General features: G+C 42.1%; 21 protein-coding genes. All 21 read right to left on the reverse strand.

The genetic code is table 11. The features are described from left to right. Positions 1–127: 127 nt before the first annotated feature. Positions 128–2,779 carry a bifunctional acetaldehyde-CoA/alcohol dehydrogenase gene (gene adhE, locus A0739_RS09250; RefSeq protein WP_061587785.1) on the reverse strand — a complete coding sequence of 884 codons (2,652 nt, stop codon included), beginning with the start codon at positions 2,777–2,779 and terminating at the stop codon, positions 128–130. A gap of 295 nt (positions 2,780–3,074) precedes the next feature. After that, entirely contained in the window at positions 3,075–3,488 is a 414-nt protein-coding gene (locus tag A0739_RS09255) for an MORN repeat-containing protein (protein WP_061587786.1), read from the reverse strand. After that, positions 3,475–3,918, reverse strand: coding sequence for a low molecular weight protein-tyrosine-phosphatase (locus A0739_RS09260; protein ID WP_061587787.1), 444 nt, complete (start codon positions 3,916–3,918; stop codon positions 3,475–3,477). Before A0739_RS09260 ends, A0739_RS09255 begins: the two co-directional genes overlap by 14 nt. A gap of 47 nt (positions 3,919–3,965) precedes the next feature. Beyond that, the gene (gene yajC, locus A0739_RS09265; RefSeq protein WP_049478890.1) at positions 3,966–4,286 is read right to left on the reverse strand and encodes a preprotein translocase subunit YajC; all 321 of its coding nucleotides are present in this window, start codon (positions 4,284–4,286) and stop codon (positions 3,966–3,968) included. 117 nt (positions 4,287–4,403) lie between these two features. Beyond that, a complete protein-coding gene (gene tkt, locus A0739_RS09270; protein WP_061587788.1) occupies positions 4,404–6,380 on the reverse strand; it encodes a transketolase in 1,977 nt (658 codons plus the stop codon). 117 nt (positions 6,381–6,497) lie between these two features. Further along, positions 6,498–7,121 carry a hypothetical protein gene (locus tag A0739_RS09275; RefSeq protein ID WP_061587789.1) on the reverse strand — a complete coding sequence of 208 codons (624 nt, stop codon included), beginning with the start codon at positions 7,119–7,121 and terminating at the stop codon, positions 6,498–6,500. 55 nt (positions 7,122–7,176) lie between these two features. Then, positions 7,177–8,163 (reverse strand): RNA-binding cell elongation regulator Jag/EloR, encoded by a 987-nt coding sequence (gene jag / locus A0739_RS09280; RefSeq protein WP_061587790.1) that lies wholly within the window; start codon positions 8,161–8,163, stop codon positions 7,177–7,179. 14 nt (positions 8,164–8,177) lie between these two features. Then, complete coding sequence (locus A0739_RS09285; RefSeq protein ID WP_196755722.1) at positions 8,178–9,005, reverse strand: membrane protein insertase YidC; 828 nt, start codon at positions 9,003–9,005, stop codon at positions 8,178–8,180. Then, positions 8,980–9,351 carry a ribonuclease P protein component gene (rnpA, locus tag A0739_RS09290; protein ID WP_000748120.1) on the reverse strand — a complete coding sequence of 124 codons (372 nt, stop codon included), beginning with the start codon at positions 9,349–9,351 and terminating at the stop codon, positions 8,980–8,982. The genes A0739_RS09285 and rnpA overlap by 26 nt, the downstream gene beginning before the upstream one ends. A gap of 149 nt (positions 9,352–9,500) precedes the next feature. Further along, positions 9,501–10,691: an acetate kinase gene (locus tag A0739_RS09295; RefSeq protein ID WP_061587792.1), complete on the reverse strand. Its 1,191-nt coding sequence runs from the start codon at positions 10,689–10,691 to the stop codon at positions 9,501–9,503. Positions 10,692–10,741: 50 nt separating this feature from the next. Beyond that, entirely contained in the window at positions 10,742–11,695 is a 954-nt protein-coding gene (locus tag A0739_RS09300) for a class I SAM-dependent methyltransferase (RefSeq protein ID WP_061587793.1), read from the reverse strand. 58 nt (positions 11,696–11,753) lie between these two features. Next, positions 11,754–12,344 carry a class I SAM-dependent methyltransferase gene (locus A0739_RS09305; RefSeq protein WP_061587794.1) on the reverse strand — a complete coding sequence of 197 codons (591 nt, stop codon included), beginning with the start codon at positions 12,342–12,344 and terminating at the stop codon, positions 11,754–11,756. Between the two features lie 32 nt (positions 12,345–12,376). Further along, entirely contained in the window at positions 12,377–12,790 is a 414-nt protein-coding gene (comGG, locus tag A0739_RS09310; protein WP_000265647.1) for a competence type IV pilus minor pilin ComGG, read from the reverse strand. After that, positions 12,768–13,229, reverse strand: coding sequence for a competence type IV pilus minor pilin ComGF (gene comGF, locus A0739_RS09315; protein ID WP_002875275.1), 462 nt, complete (start codon positions 13,227–13,229; stop codon positions 12,768–12,770). The genes comGG and comGF overlap by 23 nt, the downstream gene beginning before the upstream one ends. Continuing rightward, complete coding sequence (comGE, locus tag A0739_RS09320; RefSeq protein ID WP_000413369.1) at positions 13,192–13,494, reverse strand: competence type IV pilus minor pilin ComGE; 303 nt, start codon at positions 13,492–13,494, stop codon at positions 13,192–13,194. Before comGE ends, comGF begins: the two co-directional genes overlap by 38 nt. Further along, a complete protein-coding gene (gene comGD, locus A0739_RS09325; protein WP_001180060.1) occupies positions 13,457–13,891 on the reverse strand; it encodes a competence type IV pilus minor pilin ComGD in 435 nt (144 codons plus the stop codon). Before comGD ends, comGE begins: the two co-directional genes overlap by 38 nt. After that, on the reverse strand, positions 13,854–14,177 hold the full coding sequence (gene comGC, locus A0739_RS09330) for a competence type IV pilus major pilin ComGC (RefSeq protein ID WP_000735794.1): 324 nt from the start codon (positions 14,175–14,177) through the stop codon (positions 13,854–13,856). The genes comGD and comGC overlap by 38 nt, the downstream gene beginning before the upstream one ends. Position 14,178: 1 nt before the next feature. Next, positions 14,179–15,195: a competence type IV pilus assembly protein ComGB gene (comGB, locus tag A0739_RS09335; protein WP_002875106.1), complete on the reverse strand. Its 1,017-nt coding sequence runs from the start codon at positions 15,193–15,195 to the stop codon at positions 14,179–14,181. Further along, entirely contained in the window at positions 15,143–16,084 is a 942-nt protein-coding gene (gene comGA, locus A0739_RS09340) for a competence type IV pilus ATPase ComGA (RefSeq protein ID WP_000249575.1), read from the reverse strand. The genes comGB and comGA overlap by 53 nt, the downstream gene beginning before the upstream one ends. Positions 16,085–16,153: 69 nt before the next feature. Next, entirely contained in the window at positions 16,154–16,519 is a 366-nt protein-coding gene (locus A0739_RS09345) for a DUF1033 family protein (RefSeq protein ID WP_000286396.1), read from the reverse strand. Between the two features lie 157 nt (positions 16,520–16,676). Beyond that, positions 16,677–17,828, reverse strand: coding sequence for an N-acetylglucosamine-6-phosphate deacetylase (nagA, locus tag A0739_RS09350; protein ID WP_001134441.1), 1,152 nt, complete (start codon positions 17,826–17,828; stop codon positions 16,677–16,679). Positions 17,829–17,906 lie beyond the last annotated feature (78 nt).

A 17,906-nucleotide genomic window follows, 5' to 3' on the forward strand; every position in this document is an offset into this window, starting at 1 on the left:
ACTAGCTGAACAATTTGATGATAAAGTATTTGATAAAAAACGAAAATAGAAAACTTAAAATTATTTTCAATATTTCAGTTTCACAAAAAAGAGACAGGATAACTCCTGCCTCTAGGCTGATAAACGATTATTTACGACGTCCTGGTCGTTCTGCATAACCATAGTAAGCATCTGCCATGATTTCTTCCATGTCAGCTACCATTGGCAAGCGTGGGTTAGCAGGTGAACATTGGTCTTCATAAGCAAGCAAGGCAATTTCATGCAAGCTGTCTTTCCAAGCTTTTTCATCGATTCCAAAGCCTTTGAAGTTCATTGTGATTCCAACTGCTTCACCAAGATCGTAAACTGCTTTGGCATACGCTTCAACCGCTTCTTCTGGAGTTGAGTGAGGCAATCCAAGCATTCTAGCAATATCTTGGAATTTTTCGTCAGCTTTCCAGTAGTTATACTTAGGCCATGTAGTCGTCTTAGATGGGCAAGTACCATTGTAACGGATAACGTATGGAAGCAAGATTGCGTTTGTACGTCCGTGAACAGTATGGTGAACCGCACCGATCTTGTGGGCCATTGAGTGGCTCATCCCAAGGAAGGCATTGGCAAAGGCCATACCAGCCATTGTAGATGCATTGTGCATTTTTTCGCGAGCTTCTGGATCAGCCGTCTTAACAGATTTTTCCAACCATTCAAAGACAAGTTTGATTGTTTGAAGGGCGATACCGTCTGTGTAGTCGTTAGCAAAGTTTGAAGTGTAGGCTTCAGTCGCGTGAGTCAAGACGTCCATACCTGTGTCCGCAGCGATGAAGTCTGGAACTGACTCAACCAAAGCAGGATCAACAATCGCAATAGTTGGTGTCAATGAGTAGTCAGCCAATGGGTATTTACGATTGTTTTTCTTATCAGAGATAACGGCAAATGGTGTTACTTCTGAACCTGTACCTGAAGTTGTTGGAATACCAATGTATTTCGCTTTTTTACCAAGTGATGGGAAGCGGAAGGCCCGTTTACGGATATCCATGAATTTTTGAACCAAGTCACGGAAGTCGATTTGTGGTTGTTCGTAGAAGAGCCACATTACTTTGGCTGCATCCATTGGAGAACCACCACCAAGAGCGATGATTGTGTCTGGTTCAAATGCTCTCATTACTTCAGTACCACGTTCTACAGTTGTGATATCTGGGTCTGGTTCAACGTCTGAGAAGACTTGGACAGTTACACGGTTGCTGCGTTTGTTCAATTGGTCAATAATGCGTTGAACAAAACCAAGTTTTTCGATCGATTTGTCTGTAACAATCATAACGCGTTCAATATCTTCACATGTTTGAAGGTATTGGATAGAATTGCGTTCGAAGTAAATTTTTGAAGGAACTTTAAACCATTGCATATTATTTCTACGTTTCCCTACTTTCTTGATGTTTAGAAGGTTGATCGCACTCACGTTATCACCGACTGAGTTGTGTCCATATGAACCACATCCAAGTGTCAATGATGGAATGAAGGCATTGTATACGTCACCGATACCACCGAAAGTAGATGGAGAGTTCCAGATAATACGCATTGCTTTGATTTCTGTACCAAAGCGTTTAGCAAGAGCTTCGTCTTTTGTATGGATGGCTGCTGAGTGACCAAGTCCGTTAAACTCAACCATTTGACGAGCTTTTTTAAGACCATCTTCTGTGTCTTCAGCTTTTAGGACAGCGATAACTGGTGACAATTTTTCACGAGTCAATGGTTCTTTCGGTCCTACTTCTGCACATTCTGCAGCCAAGATGTTTGTTCCTTCTGGAACGCTGAATCCTGCTTGTTCTGCAATCCATGCTGCTGGTTTACCAACGATGTTTGCATTTAGTTTAGCACCTGCACAGTTTTTGCTGTTTGCTTTCACGCCGAAACAGAATTCTTCAAGAAGTGCTTTTTCTTTCTTGTTTACAAAGTAAGTGTGATATGATTTGAATTCTTCTACAAATTCGTCATACACTTCTTTATCAATGATAACGGCTTGTTCTGATGCACAGACCATCCCATTATCAAATGATTTAGACATAACGATGTCATGAGCAGCTTGACGAAGGTCAGCAGATTTTTCTACATAGGCAGGAACGTTTCCGGCACCTACCCCAAGTGCTGGTTTCCCACATGAGTATGCCGCTTTAACCATAGCATTCCCACCAGTTGCAAGAATAGTTGCAACACCTTCGTGGTTCATTAGCGCTCCAGTTGCTTCCATAGATGGCTTTGTAATCCATTGCACACAGTTCTCAGGTGCACCGGCTGCAATCGCTGCATCGCGAACGATTTGTGCTGCGTGAGCTGATGATTCTTGAGCAGATGGGTGGAAGGCGAAAACAATTGGGTTACGTGTTTTCAAAGCAATGAGTGATTTGAAAATCGCTGTTGAAGTTGGATTTGTTGTCGGAGTGACACCACAGATTACCCCTACAGGCTCCGCAATCTTTGTCAAACCTGTAATTGGATCATCTTCAATAACTCCAACTGTTTTAACTCCACGCATATTGTTCACTACGTGTTCGCAGGCAAATAGGTTTTTTGTCGCCTTGTCTTCAAATACCCCACGACCAGTTTCTTCAACTGCGTGTTGTGCAAGGATACCATGTGCGTCAAGTGCTGCAACCGAAGCTTTTGCCACGATATAGTCAACTTGCTCTTGGTTCAACTTGCGCATTTCATCAAGCGCAACCAAGGCTTTTTTCACGAGACCATCGACATGCTTTTCAGCAGCAAGTTGTTTTTCCTCTGGTGTTACTGTTTTTTTATCAGCCATATTATCCTCCATAGCCTTTAAGGATGTTATCATTTGTTAATTTTTTCACAAGTTTATTATAACTCTTTTTTTATGCTTTGTAAACAGTTTCATAAGCATTTCACAAAGAAATTTTCTAAGATTGTGATTTTTTTCTCAATATAGCTACACAAGAGAGTTTTGACCGAATGATTGTGAAATTATGGAAAAAATTTTTTTATTTCACAAAGTTTTTCTAGTTGATAGTTATTTCTCGAATTTAAGCAAAGAAAGCGTTTTCTTTTCAGGCTTTGAAAATAGCCTCCTAACTTGGAGACTACTGTTTTTGCTGAAAAACGCCTTGTTTAAAGGTCCCTTCATAAACGACTTCTTGCTCTGTCGTCAACTTCCCTTGACCTTCAGCCTGACCATTTACAAAATCACCCTCGTATTTCCAGCCATCTTTTGATTGGAAAGTCCCTTTTCCATTAAAGGCTCCATTATTGAAATCACCTGTATATTGGTCTCCGTTTTCAAAGGTCAGGGTTCCTTGACCATTCATTTTCCCTCGTACCAAGGTGCCATCATAAACAAGAGTTCCACCATCAAGTGTCAGGACACCCTTTTTAGGCGTATTTAGCAGAAATACCGATAGAGCACATAGTCCCATTACGACCACTGCAATGAGCTCTAACCTAGGACGAGTTAGGTAAACTCTACACTTCTCATAAAATTGTTTAAGCTTTTCCATTGTCACTCTCATTTTCTAATCGATCTAGCCAGTGTTGACATCCACTTGTGATACGAGTATAGGTTTCCTCAAAATCTCCTGTATACCAAGGATCTGGGACACTTTCAGATGCAAAAGAGTAGATCTTGTACTGTAGTTCTTGAGGGCACATTTGACGCAGATCTGAAACGTTTGAAGCATCCATACCGATAATGTAATCAAACGATTCAAAGTCTTCTCTGCCGATCTGAAGCGATGTTTTGTCTTTGTCATACGGGATCTGATATTGCTGGAAAATTCCTTGCGTTCCCTTATGAATCGGATTGCCATGTTCCCATGATGACGTTGCCCGACTCTCGACGTGGTAATCGCTCGTCATGGACTTCATCACAAACTCTGCCATGGGGCTACGACAGATATTTCCTAGGCAAACAAATACTATTTTTTTCATCCCTTTTCCTCTCATCTCATAGAAAAACGGGAGTGACAGATCCCGTTTTATTCTTCGATTGCTCCGCCTTCGTCAACAACTGTTCCTTCTGGTGTCACAGCTTCTTTGAGTGGCAAAACGGTCTTAATTGCAGCCAATTCAAAGGTCAAATAGACCCCATCTACATCCAGTACGATTGTACCTTTCTCAGTATCTACTTCATCCACTGTTCCGTAAAGCCCACCAATTGTAATGACTTCATAGCCTTTTTGAAGCTTGTTCAAGCTTTCCATACGCTTTTGTGCTTGTTTCTTTTGAGAACGTTGCATAAAGAACATCAAGGCAAACATACCTACAAGCATGATTAAGAAAGTAATATTTGGATTCATTGTTTTCTCCTTTGTATTTTACATAGGACTACTATATCAAATTTCAGCTACTTTTACAAGATTGTGCCTTGTTTTTATGGTTATAAAAAATCAGAGTTTTCACTCTGATTTTTGTGATTATTTCAAGTTTTGAACGACTTTGACTAGATTTTCAACTGTAAATCCGTACTCTGCCAATACTTTTGGTGCTGGAGCAGATGCTCCAAAGGTATCAATACCGAGAACTGCACCATCAAGACCAACATACTTGTACCAGTTTTGAGTTGCACCCATTTCGACTGCAACACGACGGCGGACTGCATTTGGAAGGATTTCTTCCTTGTATGCTGCATCTTGTGCATCAAAGACATCTGTTGATGGCATGCTAACTACACGGACTTTTGCACCTTGACTAGCCAATTCTTTGGCAGCTGCGACCGCCAAATTCACCTCTGAACCTGTTGCAATCAAGATCGTATCAAAGTCTGCTGCATTTTCATAGACGACATAGGCACCTTTCGCAACTTTATCAAAGTCTGTTCCCTCTTCTACAGTCAAGTTTTGACGTGTCAAGACGAGGGCAGTTGGTGTTTTTTCGCTTGTCACGGCAAGATACCAAGCTGCTTGAGTTTCACGCGCATCTGCTGGGCGGAAAACATTCAGATTTGGCATAGCACGAAGACCTGCTAGGTGTTCAACTGGTTCGTGCGTTGGACCATCTTCCCCAACTGCGATTGAATCGTGGGTAAAGACATAAGTCACTGGAAGTCCTTGCAAGGCTGACAAGCGGACAGCTGCTTTCACATAGTCAGAGAAGACGAAGAAAGTACCACCGTATACACGAAGTCCACCGTGAAGGGCCATCCCGTTCAAGATCGTTCCCATTGCAAATTCACGAACACCAAACTGAATATTGCGGTTCAAGCGATTAGCATCATCTTGAAGTCCATCCGTTTTGATGTAAGTCATGTTTGAGTGAGCGAGGTCAGCTGATCCACCTAGGAAGGTTGGCAACTTGGCAGCTACAACGTTCAAAGCATCCTGACTCGAGTTACGAGTTGCTTGAGAGAAACCATTTTCTAAGGCTGGGAAGTCTGCTGGAGTCACTTCAACTGGGTCACGGCCGTCGATGATGGCTTCTACTTCTGCAGCCAGTTCTGGATGAGCCTCTTTATAGTCAGCAACTAATTTAGTCCAAGCTTGATAAGCTGATGCGCCACGGTCTGCAACATTTTCTTTGAAATCAGCATAAACTTGTTCTGGGATTTCAAATGGTTCATAGTCCCAACCGAGGGCTTGACGAGTTGCTGCAGTTTCATCTACTCCAAGAGGAGCACCGTGTACCGCATTAGTTCCTTGTTTGTTTGGAGAGCCGTATCCAATCACAGTCTTCACTTCAATCAAAGATGGTTTTCCTGAAGCTTTAGCTGCTTCAATAGCCGCATGGATTGCTTCCAAGTCTGTTCCATCTTCAACCAAGGCTGTATGCCAGCCGTAGGCATTGTAGCGATCACGAACACTTTCAGTAAAGGAATCCTTTGTCTCACCATCCAAGTTAATGTCATTTGAATCATAAAGAACCACCAACTTGTCAAGTTTTTGCAAGCCTGCATATGAAGCCGCCTCACTTGAGACACCTTCCATCAAATCTCCGTCTCCACAGATCACATAAGTATAGTGGTCAAAGATATTGAAGCCTTCGCGGTTATATTTGGCTGCAAGGAAGCGTTCTGCTTGGGCAAAACCAGTAGCAGTAGAAATCCCTTGACCTAGAGGACCAGTTGTAGCGTCAACCCCTGCTGTATGACCAAATTCTGGGTGACCTGGCGTTTTTGAACCCCATTGGCGGAAGTTCTTGACTTCATCCATGCTAACATCTTCAAAACCAGAAAGGTGAAGAAGGGCATAAAGAAGCATAGAGCCGTGTCCTGCTGAAAGAATAAAGCGATCGCGGTTGATCCAGTTTGGTTGAGCTGGATTGATACGAAGTTGTTTTGTAAAGAGGCTATAGGCCATAGGAGCAGCCCCCATAACCACCCCTGGGTGACCTGAGTTTGCTTTGTTGATGGCGTCAATACCTAGAAAACGAATTGCATTAACAGATAGATTTGACATAGAATTTCCTTTCTCTTTGAGGTGATTAATAAATCACACATCCTATTTTACTATTATATGAAAAAATGCATAGAATAGCAATAAAACAATTTGCGTTCATCTAACACATTTGATTTTCTATCCCCTCGTCACCTCATAGTAAGGCAACAAGCGAGTATAAGCGTATTCTAGCTCCTCCAATATCACTTCTACTGACTGATTTTCAATGAGGGAAACATCTGACTTGACTAAGACTTTTCGGGCTTCCTGACTTCTCAGCTTCTCTCGTAAAGTACGACGATTCTCCTCAGTTGCCTCCACCTTATGACTTTCCCCATTTGAGTAGACTAGATAATAAATTCCTTCTACCGCTGGAAGTTCTAAAACCTTGGCTTGCTTGTCTAAAGTCTGTTTATCTTTCTTGCGCTCGATGAAACTGACTTCCAAAGAAATCCCATAATTAGTAGGTGTTCCATACAAACGAAGAGCCATCATAGGTTCTGTCACTTGTCCGTCTCTCTGTAGATAGGCCCAGAAATGCGGTCGCAAGCGTTGGGATTGGTTCATCCACTGACTAGTCTGTTGCAGTTGCCATTCTGGATGACTTGCTTGAAAGGTTTTGACCAATTCTGTAAAAGACTTCCGAGCCTCTTGACCCTTTTGCCGCAAATCCAACATCTTTTCTCTTTCATCGCCAGCTTTATCAGGATTACGGTACTGGACTCCTGCAAATGATAGGTATTCTCTAACTGCTTTCAGCATATCTGAATCTTTCCTTTCCTAGCAAAAAATCAGGATGAACCTGATTTTGCTTTGCTTATTCTGCATCTACGACAACATAGCGATTTGGCTCGTCACCTTCAGAGTAACTCGTCACGCCATCCATGCGTGAAATAATGCGATGGATAATCTTGCGTTCGCTATTTGACATTGGATCAGTTTGTTGGCTACGTCCTTCTTCTAAAACGCGAGTCGCCAATTTTTGAGCGTAGGTTTGCAAGACTTCTGCACGGTGCTCAACATAATCATTGACATTGATCGTGATGTAGAAGGTTCTTGAATAGCGATTATAAAGGTAATTTTGAGCCAATAGTTGCAAGGCCTTCAAAACTTTACCATGATAACCGATAATACGGCCTGGTTCATTGGTGTCAATTTGAAGATTGATGGTGCGGCGATTGTAGTCGCTTGAAATCGTCCCTTCAACATCCATATCATCTACAATGGTTTGAACGTAGCTAGCTACTTCAGTTGCCACCTGTTCGATGTCATAACTTGGTTCTACTTTCAAGCCTAAATCTTCCAAAGATTGGCTCGCTACTTCTTGCGTTTCAGCTTCTTTTTCTGGAGCAGCCTTAACTTCCTCAGCAACATCTTCTGCTTGCAGTTCATTTAAAATTGAAATATGACCTGTTTCTTCCAAAATCGTGCTGGCATGTTTTTCATTTTTCAAGATTTCAGCCTTGACCTCTTCAGAGACACCTTGGCCTTCTTCTTCAATTTTCTTGATGGCTTCAACCACATATCCCAAATCAACTGTCGCTTCGCTGACGGTTTTCACTGGTTCATTCTTTTCATTGACTTCTTTTGGAACACCTTTGACAGCCTGTTGATTGGCTTTAATCACTGTTGTTTCACTGATTGCTTCAATATCAACTTGAGCTGGCTTCTTACCAAACAAGCCCAAGAAACCTTTTTTCTCTTTTGAAACGACCTTGATGTGGGCCTTCATTCTTGAAATATTTAATTCTTTCAACCCTTTTTGGATTGCTTCTTCAACCGTTGAACCTGTAAATAATACCATTACCAGATTCCTCCTTATTTTTTCTTTTTCTGTGCTTTCTTCAAGGCTCTTCTCTTCTTGCCTTCTAAATCTCTTTCTGCTTGGACTACCGCTTCTCTTTCAGCAATAATCTTGAAAGGATTGTTCAAGAAATAGGTTTGCAAAACTTGATAAGCATTGGATACTGCCCAGTACAAGGCAACTCCACTCGGCGCAGAGATGGCAAAGATAAAGATCAGTACCGGCATCCCGTACATCATCCCTGTCGTAGCTCCACTTTTTTCAGACAAAGCTTTATTCGATAACCAGCTACTCAAGAAGGTAAAGACTGCCGCCAAAATCGGAAGGACAAAACTTGTATCTACTCCTCCCAAATTAATCCATAAAAAGTGACCTGTTTTCAAAAAGTCTACTCGACTCAAGGCTTGAAAGAGCGCCAAGAGAACCGGCATTTGTATTAAAATCGGCCAGAGAGAGGATGAATGTTTAATCCCTAACTCTTTATAGACCTTGCGCATCTCCTGGTCTAGCTTGGTTCTACTTTCCATATCACGACCCGGATATTGCTCTCGCAAAGCCTTGATGCGCGGTTGAGCCTCTTGCATTTTTCTAGAGGCAACCATCTGCGTCTGAAAGACCGGTAATAGAATCGTCCGAATCAAAATCGTGAAGAGGATAATCCCCACTCCGATACTAATGTCAAAGGACAAAAAGCGGATAATTTCAGCAAAAAAATAGACGAATTTGCTCCAAAAGTCTGTCGAATCTGCTGTTATATCGCTAGCTGTACCATTTGTTGCACAGGCTGTCATGATAAACAAGGACAAGCCCAACAAACTAGTCAACTGTAGTTTCTTTTTCACTCCCATTTCCTTCCTGGTAAATCTTTGATAACTTTAATACGTGGAGTAGGTTTTTCTCCATCTCTGCATATTCCAAGGTTTCCACCCCTTTTCGGGCAATCACGACAAAATCAACATGCTCTACTAAACTCCCTTTTACACTTTGTAGAATGTGCCGGATTCGTCTCTTAATTTGATTTCTGGTAACTGCATTCCCCAGCTTTTTGCTGACGGACAGTCCTACTCGAAAATGGTTTTGCTGGTTTTCCAATTGGTAGACAACAAATTTTCGATTGGCAAAACTTGTTCCGTCCTTGAAAATCGCCTTAAAATCTTTCTCTCTTTTTACACGAAAGCTTTTCTTCAAAACTCAACTCCATCTATTAAATTACTACTATTATACCATATTTTTTGAAAAAGCCAATAACAGCAAGGTTTTAGACATTTTCTACATAAAAAAAGCTGGAAAATCTCTTTTCCAACTTCTTTTCACAATCAAATTTTATGTGTATTTACTTATTTTTTCAAGCGCTCAACATCGCGTGCAATCACCAATTCTTCATCTGTTGGAATAACCAAGACACGGATTTTCGCTGCGTCAGTTGAGATGTCTCCCGTTACGCCAAAGACGTTCTTTTCTGGATCCACATCACAACCAAACCAAGAGATACCTGAAATGACATCCTCACGAACCAAAGCTGCATTTTCACCGATACCTGCTGTGAAGATAATCGCATCCGACCCATTTAGGACTGCAAGGTATTGACCGATATGTTTTTGGATGCGATCGACGTACATTTCATAAGCCAAAGTCGCATCATGGTCTCCTGCTTCCATGGCAGCAATCACATCACGCATATCGCTTGACTGACCAGAAACTCCCATGAGCCCTGATTCACGATTGAGAACGCGACTAATATCTTCAGGGGTATTGAAATCCTCTGTATATTGCATGAGATAAGGGATGATAGCAGGGTCAATATCTCCTGTACGAGTTCCCATCATCACACCGCCGAGTGGTGTGAATCCCATAGAAGTATCCACAGACTTCCCACCCTTAACAGCTGTGATAGAAGCCCCGTTACCAATATGGCAGGTAATCAATTTCAAATCTTCTAGAGGACGGCCCAAAAGTTTCGCTGCTTCTCCTGCGACAAACTGGTGGCTTGTCCCGTGGGCACCATATTTACGAACCTTGTTGTCTGTGTAGTATTTAGTTGGTAGAGGGTAGCGATAAGCCTTCTCTGGCATGGTTGTGTGGAATGAGGTATCAAATACGACAACACTGGTAATATCTGGCAGCAATTCCTTAAATGCGCGAATTCCAGCTGCGTTAGCTGGATTGTGAAGAGGAGCCAAGAGTCCCAATTCCTCAACTTTTTCTAACACATCTCCCTCAACAACTGTTGATTCCTTGAAATATTCACCACCTGCAACGACGCGGTGTCCGACACCTGTAATCTCATCGTACCCTTTGATGATGTCAAAACGAATCAAATCATCCAATAAAATTTTAACGGCTTGCGTGTGATCTTCAATATCAAGAATTTGTTGCTCCGAACGACCGTCAAATTTTACTGTTGAAATTGAATCTTTCAATCCAATACGTTCAATCAAGCCTTTAGCCAAAACTTTTTCCTCAGGCATTTGATAAAGTTGCCATTTCAAGCTTGAGCTTCCTGCATTGATTGCAATTGTTTTTGTCATAAGATGATACCTCTTTTTAAGCGTTTTCATCTATTATAACAAAATCTCTTTTATATTTCAGTACCTTTGCTCCAATTTTGAAAATTTTCTTTAAAGGTCAACAAAACTGACGGATCTTGCAAGCTAGTAAGAGGGTAGACAAAGGGTTCTATTTCCTTGTCTCTTTTCTTCTGTAAGACAAAAATACTTTTAGCTTGGCTTGCAGTTGAGAAAATATCCTCTGGCAGAGCGATGATAGCAGCCAGACTCACTTCGTCTTTGAGCCACCCTTTTAATAAGTCACTTTGAGGACTGGTTAATAAATCACTCGGAGCTAGAAAAATAGCATAGCCATCTGACTTAAGGTACTTGAGGCCTTGTTCCATCAGCAAATGGTGGGCATAGGTATGCTCTTGACTAGAAGCCACTTGATAGCGAGAAGCGATGGCATCGTCTGGGTAATAGCCTACAGGCAAGTCGCTGATGACCACGTCGCTTTCTTTAAGCATTTGCGGACGAACGGCATCTCCTTGGACAAAACCAGCCTGCAAACCAATCACATCTGCCATACTGGCTGCCAAATCAATCAGCAAGTCATCCACTTCGATTCCCAAGTAATCTACTTTTTTAGAGAGAGAAGTCAAGAAAGTAGCCCCCAAAATCCCCATACCAGAACCGATTTCGAGGATGCTAATTTCCTCTTGTTTAAACAACTCTTCTACAACAAGTACCAATAGGAGGGCAATGGCATCTGGCGTAAACTGGTGATTGGCCTGTAAAGGTTCCGTTTGTCCTGCCTTCATCAAGAGAAACTGGTAGGTCTTGAGCCACTCTTCCTTGCGAAGCGCTAGGCGTTTAAGGGCTTGATTGTTCTCCTTGACCTGCTCTAGATTGGTCTCGCCATCCAGATAAATGCTGTTTTGCTCTACCAAGGCATCATAAAAGTTAGTCACCAAATCACTTTGGATGACTTGGACATTCTCTAGTAAATACGTATAAGCTTGTTCAATTTTTTCAAAATCCATATTCCTATCTTATCAAAATTCCCCTATTTTTTCCATCTGAAGAGAAAAAATCACTGCTTTAGTCAGCGAGTGATTTTTGGGCTACAGTTAAAAAGAGTTCTGCGTAATTTCCTAGGAAAAGACCTTCAGCACTATAGAGAATCTGACTGTCAATGCTCGAAAAACCAAACTGGGCTAGCTTGTTTTCCAGTTCAGCTAAATCAAAACCATGATGGTTGGTATCTGTCTTGACAAAATCAGCGATGAGAACTTGTCCATTCTCCCTAAGGTGATGGTGAAACATGGCAAGAGTCGCATCTAGATCAGGCATATGATGAAGAACCCGACTGACTACAATTAGGTCAAATTGTTGCTCCAAAGGATTCACCAGTAAATCCTGCTCCAAAAACTGGATATTCTTGATGTCTTGTTGCTCTGCTTTCAAACGGGCTTGCTCCAGCATTTTCTCCGAGATATCTACAAGGGTAACCGACTTGGCCTGCTTGGCTAGGGGCAAGGCTAATAGACCCGTTCCACCACCAAAATCCAGTATTTCCTTGTCTGATAGAAGAGCAATCTGTTTTTCAACTACTTGACACACCAAATTTGCAAGAAAGATATTTTTGGGCGAATCAAAGGTTTCTGCTTTGTGATTAAAATCATGTTTCATGCTTTTAGTTTAGCACAAAGTAGTTGAATTGACTAGGAATTGTCTTTCTTTTCAGACTTCTCTTCTGATTTTTTCTTCTCTGCTTGATTGCTTGAATCAGTCGCTACCTCTTCCTTTTTAGCTGTTTTCTTTTCTTGGGTTTTCATCGTAGGAAAGAGAAATTCATAGTTGCCCTTATTCATACGAACACTTGTTGCAAAACCTGTTTTCGTATTTTGATATCTGACTTTTCCTAAGTTAAAGACTCGTTCTCCACTTTCTTGCTCAGCCTTATCCTTACTTCGCTTGGCCATGGCAAAAGCGATCAACTTTTCTTTGTTTAGGGCAAAGTCTTTGTGATGGGCGACTTGCCGATTTAAATAAAACTGCAACAACAGACTAAAGATGGCTGCCATGGTGACTGCATATAAAAGAACGCCTGCCTTAACTTTTTGTTTTTTCCACACGATAGATGAACTCCCTTTCTAAGCCCTTTTGAAATTGGAAACGAAAGCGAACCAATTGATTTTCCTCTGTAATTTGAGCTGATTTGAGTCCATAAACCATCGGCTGATAGCCCCGTCCGCTGGTATCCGTTTTTCGAAAATCATCCGATTTAGACTTCCCTATAGAGATATCCTTACCATCTTGTTTTAAATAGAGGCGATTGCCTTCTACCTTTTCAAACTGCGAACGCTCTAACTCTGCCTCCAGTTGATCCACAAACAAGAGCCACTCCTTTTGCTCGCTTTGCTGCTGGTAACGAACTTCTGAAATGAGGAGCTGACTCATAGCTTGAAAAAGGAGCAAGCCTCCGCTAATGACGATAAGGGCAATCAGAGATTCTAATAGAGTGAACGCTCTTACCTTACTGCTCTTTAAGGTCGAGCAACTTCTCTGAACCATGGTAGACCTCCAATCCCTTTTCACTAGCAAACACCTGAACCTCCACTCCGTTTATGTTTACCTGATTTTGACCTGTCTGCAGAGCCATCTTCGCCACACGCAAGACTTCTTCCTTTTGCAAGATTTCTGCCTCTTCTTGTCTATTTTTCTGAATTTGTCCTAAAAGGAGGGTTGCAATGCTGGCAAACACAGCCAAAGCTACTACTGCTTCTAGTAAGATTACTGCCTTAATTTTTAGTTTCCTTAATGCGTTTAATTTTTCCATTTCCTAGATATAATTGATAGCGAATCACTCCTTTGCTAGTCTGAAATTCAACCTTAGCCAGGGACGAATTGCCCCCAGCTCGGTCAAATATAATGCTTTGTCCTGATGGCGCCTGAATTTCTTTAGGAACGGTCAACTTTTGACTGCCATTGCTGATCGTCTGCCCATCTAAGTTCAGACTGGTCTTTTGCTGACTGGCTAGACTGCGTTTTTGCGTTTCCCTATAGAGTTCTTCAAACTCCATAAAGAAAATCTGCTCCTCTACCGCCGCAAAACTGGACTGAACAGAACCGGACAAGCCTAAACCAAGGATACTCACAAGTCCCAAAACTAAGAGACTTTCCAGCATGGTAAAGGCCTTAATCTGCAACAGTTTGACTTGTTTTTTGTTTTGCATGGTAGTCTTTATAAGCTTTGGCTTGCTCAGCTGTGATACGACCGTCTGCTTGTAATTTGCTAAGGCTAGCATCTTCATTCTTGTCCAGACTATAGAGCTCTGCCTGGCTTTCTACGACCTTGACAACAGCAGCTTTTCCTTTGTCATCTACGGTATCCTTTTGCTTGGTCAAATTGGGCACAAAGAGCAAGAGAAGAACACTGATGATTAAAAGGACGACTAACATCTCTACCAGAGTGAAAGCTTGAACCTTGGCTTTTTTTAATTTTGTCATGAGTTTTTTCATTTTAAAAATTTACCTCCATATTTTGATACATGGGCATGAGCATTGCCGCATAAAGTAAAACGATAATCAGGGCCACAAAGATAAAAACCAGTGGCTGTACTAAGTTCATGGTGCGGTTGACTCGGATAAAAAAGGATTCCCAAGTCTTTTCCGCGTAGATTTCCAACTCACTCCCCAGCTTGGACTTGACTTCCCCATACTCGATGATGAGACTCAACTCCTTCTTAAAGAAAGGATAGGTCGTTATGGTTTGAGAAAATTCGCGGCCATTTTGCAGGGCTTGAGCCAAATCTTGACCGATTTCTTTAAAGAGCTGAGAACCTTGTTCCTGCATGATCTGAAAAATTTGCGTCAGCTCCATCCCCTGTGAAATCATATTGCCCCATTCACGCGCGTAATAGGCCGTCAGATAGGTCTGGACAAAGATTCCTAGAAAGGGAACCCGTGCCAACATCGAGAAAACCCGCATCTTGGAACTTCTTTTGTAGAAAGTGAGGGCTAAAAGTAAAGATAGAGAGCAAACCAGCACTAGTCCCAGAAATATTTGTGGCAGATTGCCGATGATTTGAGTGGCAATATTGCTACTGTCCAGTTGGGGAAGTAGATAGTTTCTCAACCCCAGCATGATTAGCAGGAGAAATCCCAGCAAAATCAGGGGATAAGTCGCCACTTCGATTAACTTTTTCTTGACCTTGGCCAAATTATCCAGATATTCTTCTATCTTCCTCAGACTCAGGTGAAGATTTCCATGTACTTCAGCTAGAGATAATTGGGTCACAATGGCACTTGAAAAGCCCAAACTTTCCATCATTTCTGAAAAGGATTTCCCCTGAGACAATCCTTGGTGCATCTGGGCCACATAGTCCTTTTCCAGCAAGGCACTTCTGCCCAAAAAAGAAATAATTTCCACCAAATGAAAGCCACTGGAGAAGAGGTTGTTAAACAAAGTGATGATTTTCTTCTGCTTAGCTGTAGCTAATTTTTTCCGTTTCAGCCTGAAGACTTGTGATATGTCCATCTTTAAGAAGCTGGTCAATCTGTTCATTCCACCTGGTTGGCTGGTGTTCTTGATAGTCTTTGTTTGCAAAGTCAACGATTCCTCCTCCCCCGATTAATCTCTGGTAGCAGACTCCTTGCAGAACAACTGCTAATTCCTCCTCCGTCACCCCCAACTCCAGAAGGCGTTCATAAACACCTCGGATACTCTTAGCATGAATGGTTGAAAAGACTGTCGCCCCTGTCAAACTGGCTCTGACCACTGCACGCGCTGTCTCGCTGTCACGAATTTCACCGATAATCAAGAGGTCCGGACGATGCCGGAGAGACAGTTTGATCAGATTTTCATAGGTCAAGCCAATCGCTTCATTCAACTGCAACTGGAGCATGTCTTCCTGCTTGATTTCGACAGGATCTTCGATGGACATAACCTGTTGCCCCATAAACAGAGACTTGGCTAATTCGTGCATCAAGGTCGTCTTGCCACTTCCAACTGGACCCGCAAAAAGGTAGAGGCCCCGTTGCCGGTACTGCTCACCCAGTTCATTCATATCCTGAAACCAGAAATGCAGGTCCTGCTCTTCGTCGTGCAACAAACGAATGACCAAACTCTCATGTCCCCGATAATCTCCTACGGTAGACAAACGCAGAGAAGACACCTTCTCCCCATGCTGATAGTCGCAAGAGCCCAGCTGACTACGTCTCTTCTCCCCTACATTCATACCCGCTACAAACTTAAAATGACTAATCACAGCAGCTAAAACATCAAACTCATAGGAGTCAACGAGACACCGCGCGTCTCCAACCCGCATGTGAAGCTCATAGGACTTTTCCTTGGGAATGAAATAGATATCCTGAGCCTTCTTTGCTTTCGCAGTAGCAATAATTTTCTGTGCAATTTCTTGTACCATACCGCCCTCCTTATCTAACTATTCGCAAAAAATTGAAAAAAATAAAAAGCAACTTTTAAAAGTTACTTTTTATCTCCATTTCATGCGGCAAGAACGATGCTTTTCTTGACCTGTTTGTTTTTCGTAGCCTGGACGTAGCTTTTCATCGGGGATGACTTGCTCATCCTGTAAAAGTGCCAAAGAATGGTACTGCTGCAAATACTCATCGCACTCATCACACCAGCGTTTATCAGCAGGATCCCAAAAGATAGTCATCAAATCACTCCGACTCTTATAAAGAGGATTCTTCTTTTCCAGCTCAAACCAGCATGATTTATAATATTTTAGAGCATCATAATACTTGTCAAAAGATTGACTCATGATGACATCTTCTTCCCAACCTTCTATGAACCACCACGGTTCAAAATCCCCATACATTTCTATAACACGATACATTCTTACTACTTCCTTTGTATCGTATATTATATCTAATTTTTTATTACAAGAAAAGGATTTTGCTTGTTTCCCCCATTAGAAACTTCTTTAAGAAGCCTGTTATTTTCATCTGATAATAAAAATAGGAGTCCTTTATTGACCCCTATTTTTTATCTTCTTAGGCTTGATAACGTTTCACACCATCTAGGTAGGTTGCTACCAATTCCAAATCTTTATCCAGTACGATAAAGTCAGCGTCATAACCTTCACGGATTTGACCACAGACATCATCGATGTGAACAGATTTTGCTGGGTTGAGGCTAGCCATCATGACGGCTTCATGCGGATTCGCAATGCCCCATTCGACCACATTCTTCAAACCATCTTTGAGTTTGAGGATAGAACCTGCCAAATTGCCTGTCGATTTGAGGCGAGCAGTTCCATTAGCAACTACTACTGGGAATTCTCCCAACATGTAGTCACCGTCGTCCAAACCACCAGCTGTCATACAGTCCGTGATAAGGGCGATATTTTCAGTTCCCTTTTGCTTGAGCAAAATGTCACAGGCCTTTGGATCTACGTGGTGACCGTCACAGATCAACTCTGCATAGGTATGTGGCAATTCATACATGGCTCCCACCATACCGAGCTCACGGTGAGTCAACCCACGCATTCCGTTGTAGGCATGTACCCAAACACTCGCTCCAGCATCTACTGCTTTTTTAGCTTCATCAAAAGTCGCATTGGAATGTCCCAGAGCAACAGTCACTCCTTCGCCCGTAATCGTACGAACAAAGTCTTCTACACCTTCGCGTTCTGGCGCAAGGGCGATTTTATTGAGCAAGCCATTGGCTGCTTTTTGCCAAGCACGAAACTCATCCATACGGGGGTCTTTCATATAGGCAGGGTTTTGAGCTCCCTTGTATTTCTCTGTGAAATAAGGCCCTTCAAAATAGATTCCACGAATCTTGGCTCCACTTGCTTCCTGGTAACGAGCACCGATATTTTCAGTTACCGCAAGCAACTGCTCGTAAGAGGAAGTCAAGGTCGTTGGCAAGAAGCTGGTAACACCCGTGCTAAGTAGACCTTCACTCATGGTATGAAGGGTCCCTTCGATGTTATTGTCCATGACATCGACACCACCAAATCCATGAATATGGGTATCCACAAGTCCTGGGGCAATGCTATAACCTGTATAGTCAATCACCTCAGCTCCTTCAGGAATCTGTTCTACATGTTTGCCAAACTTGCCATCCACAAGTTCCAAGTAACCGCCACGACGAACTCCGTGTGGGTAGAAAAACTGATCCGCTTTGATATAATTAGGCATAATGATAACCTCCTTGATAGATTGATTCTAGAATTTATTATGTCAATTACATTATAAACCTTTCTTTTTCATTTGTAA

Source organism: Streptococcus oralis, from assembly GCF_001588645.1.
Classification (GTDB): Bacteria; Bacillota; Bacilli; order Lactobacillales; family Streptococcaceae; genus Streptococcus; species Streptococcus oralis_AB.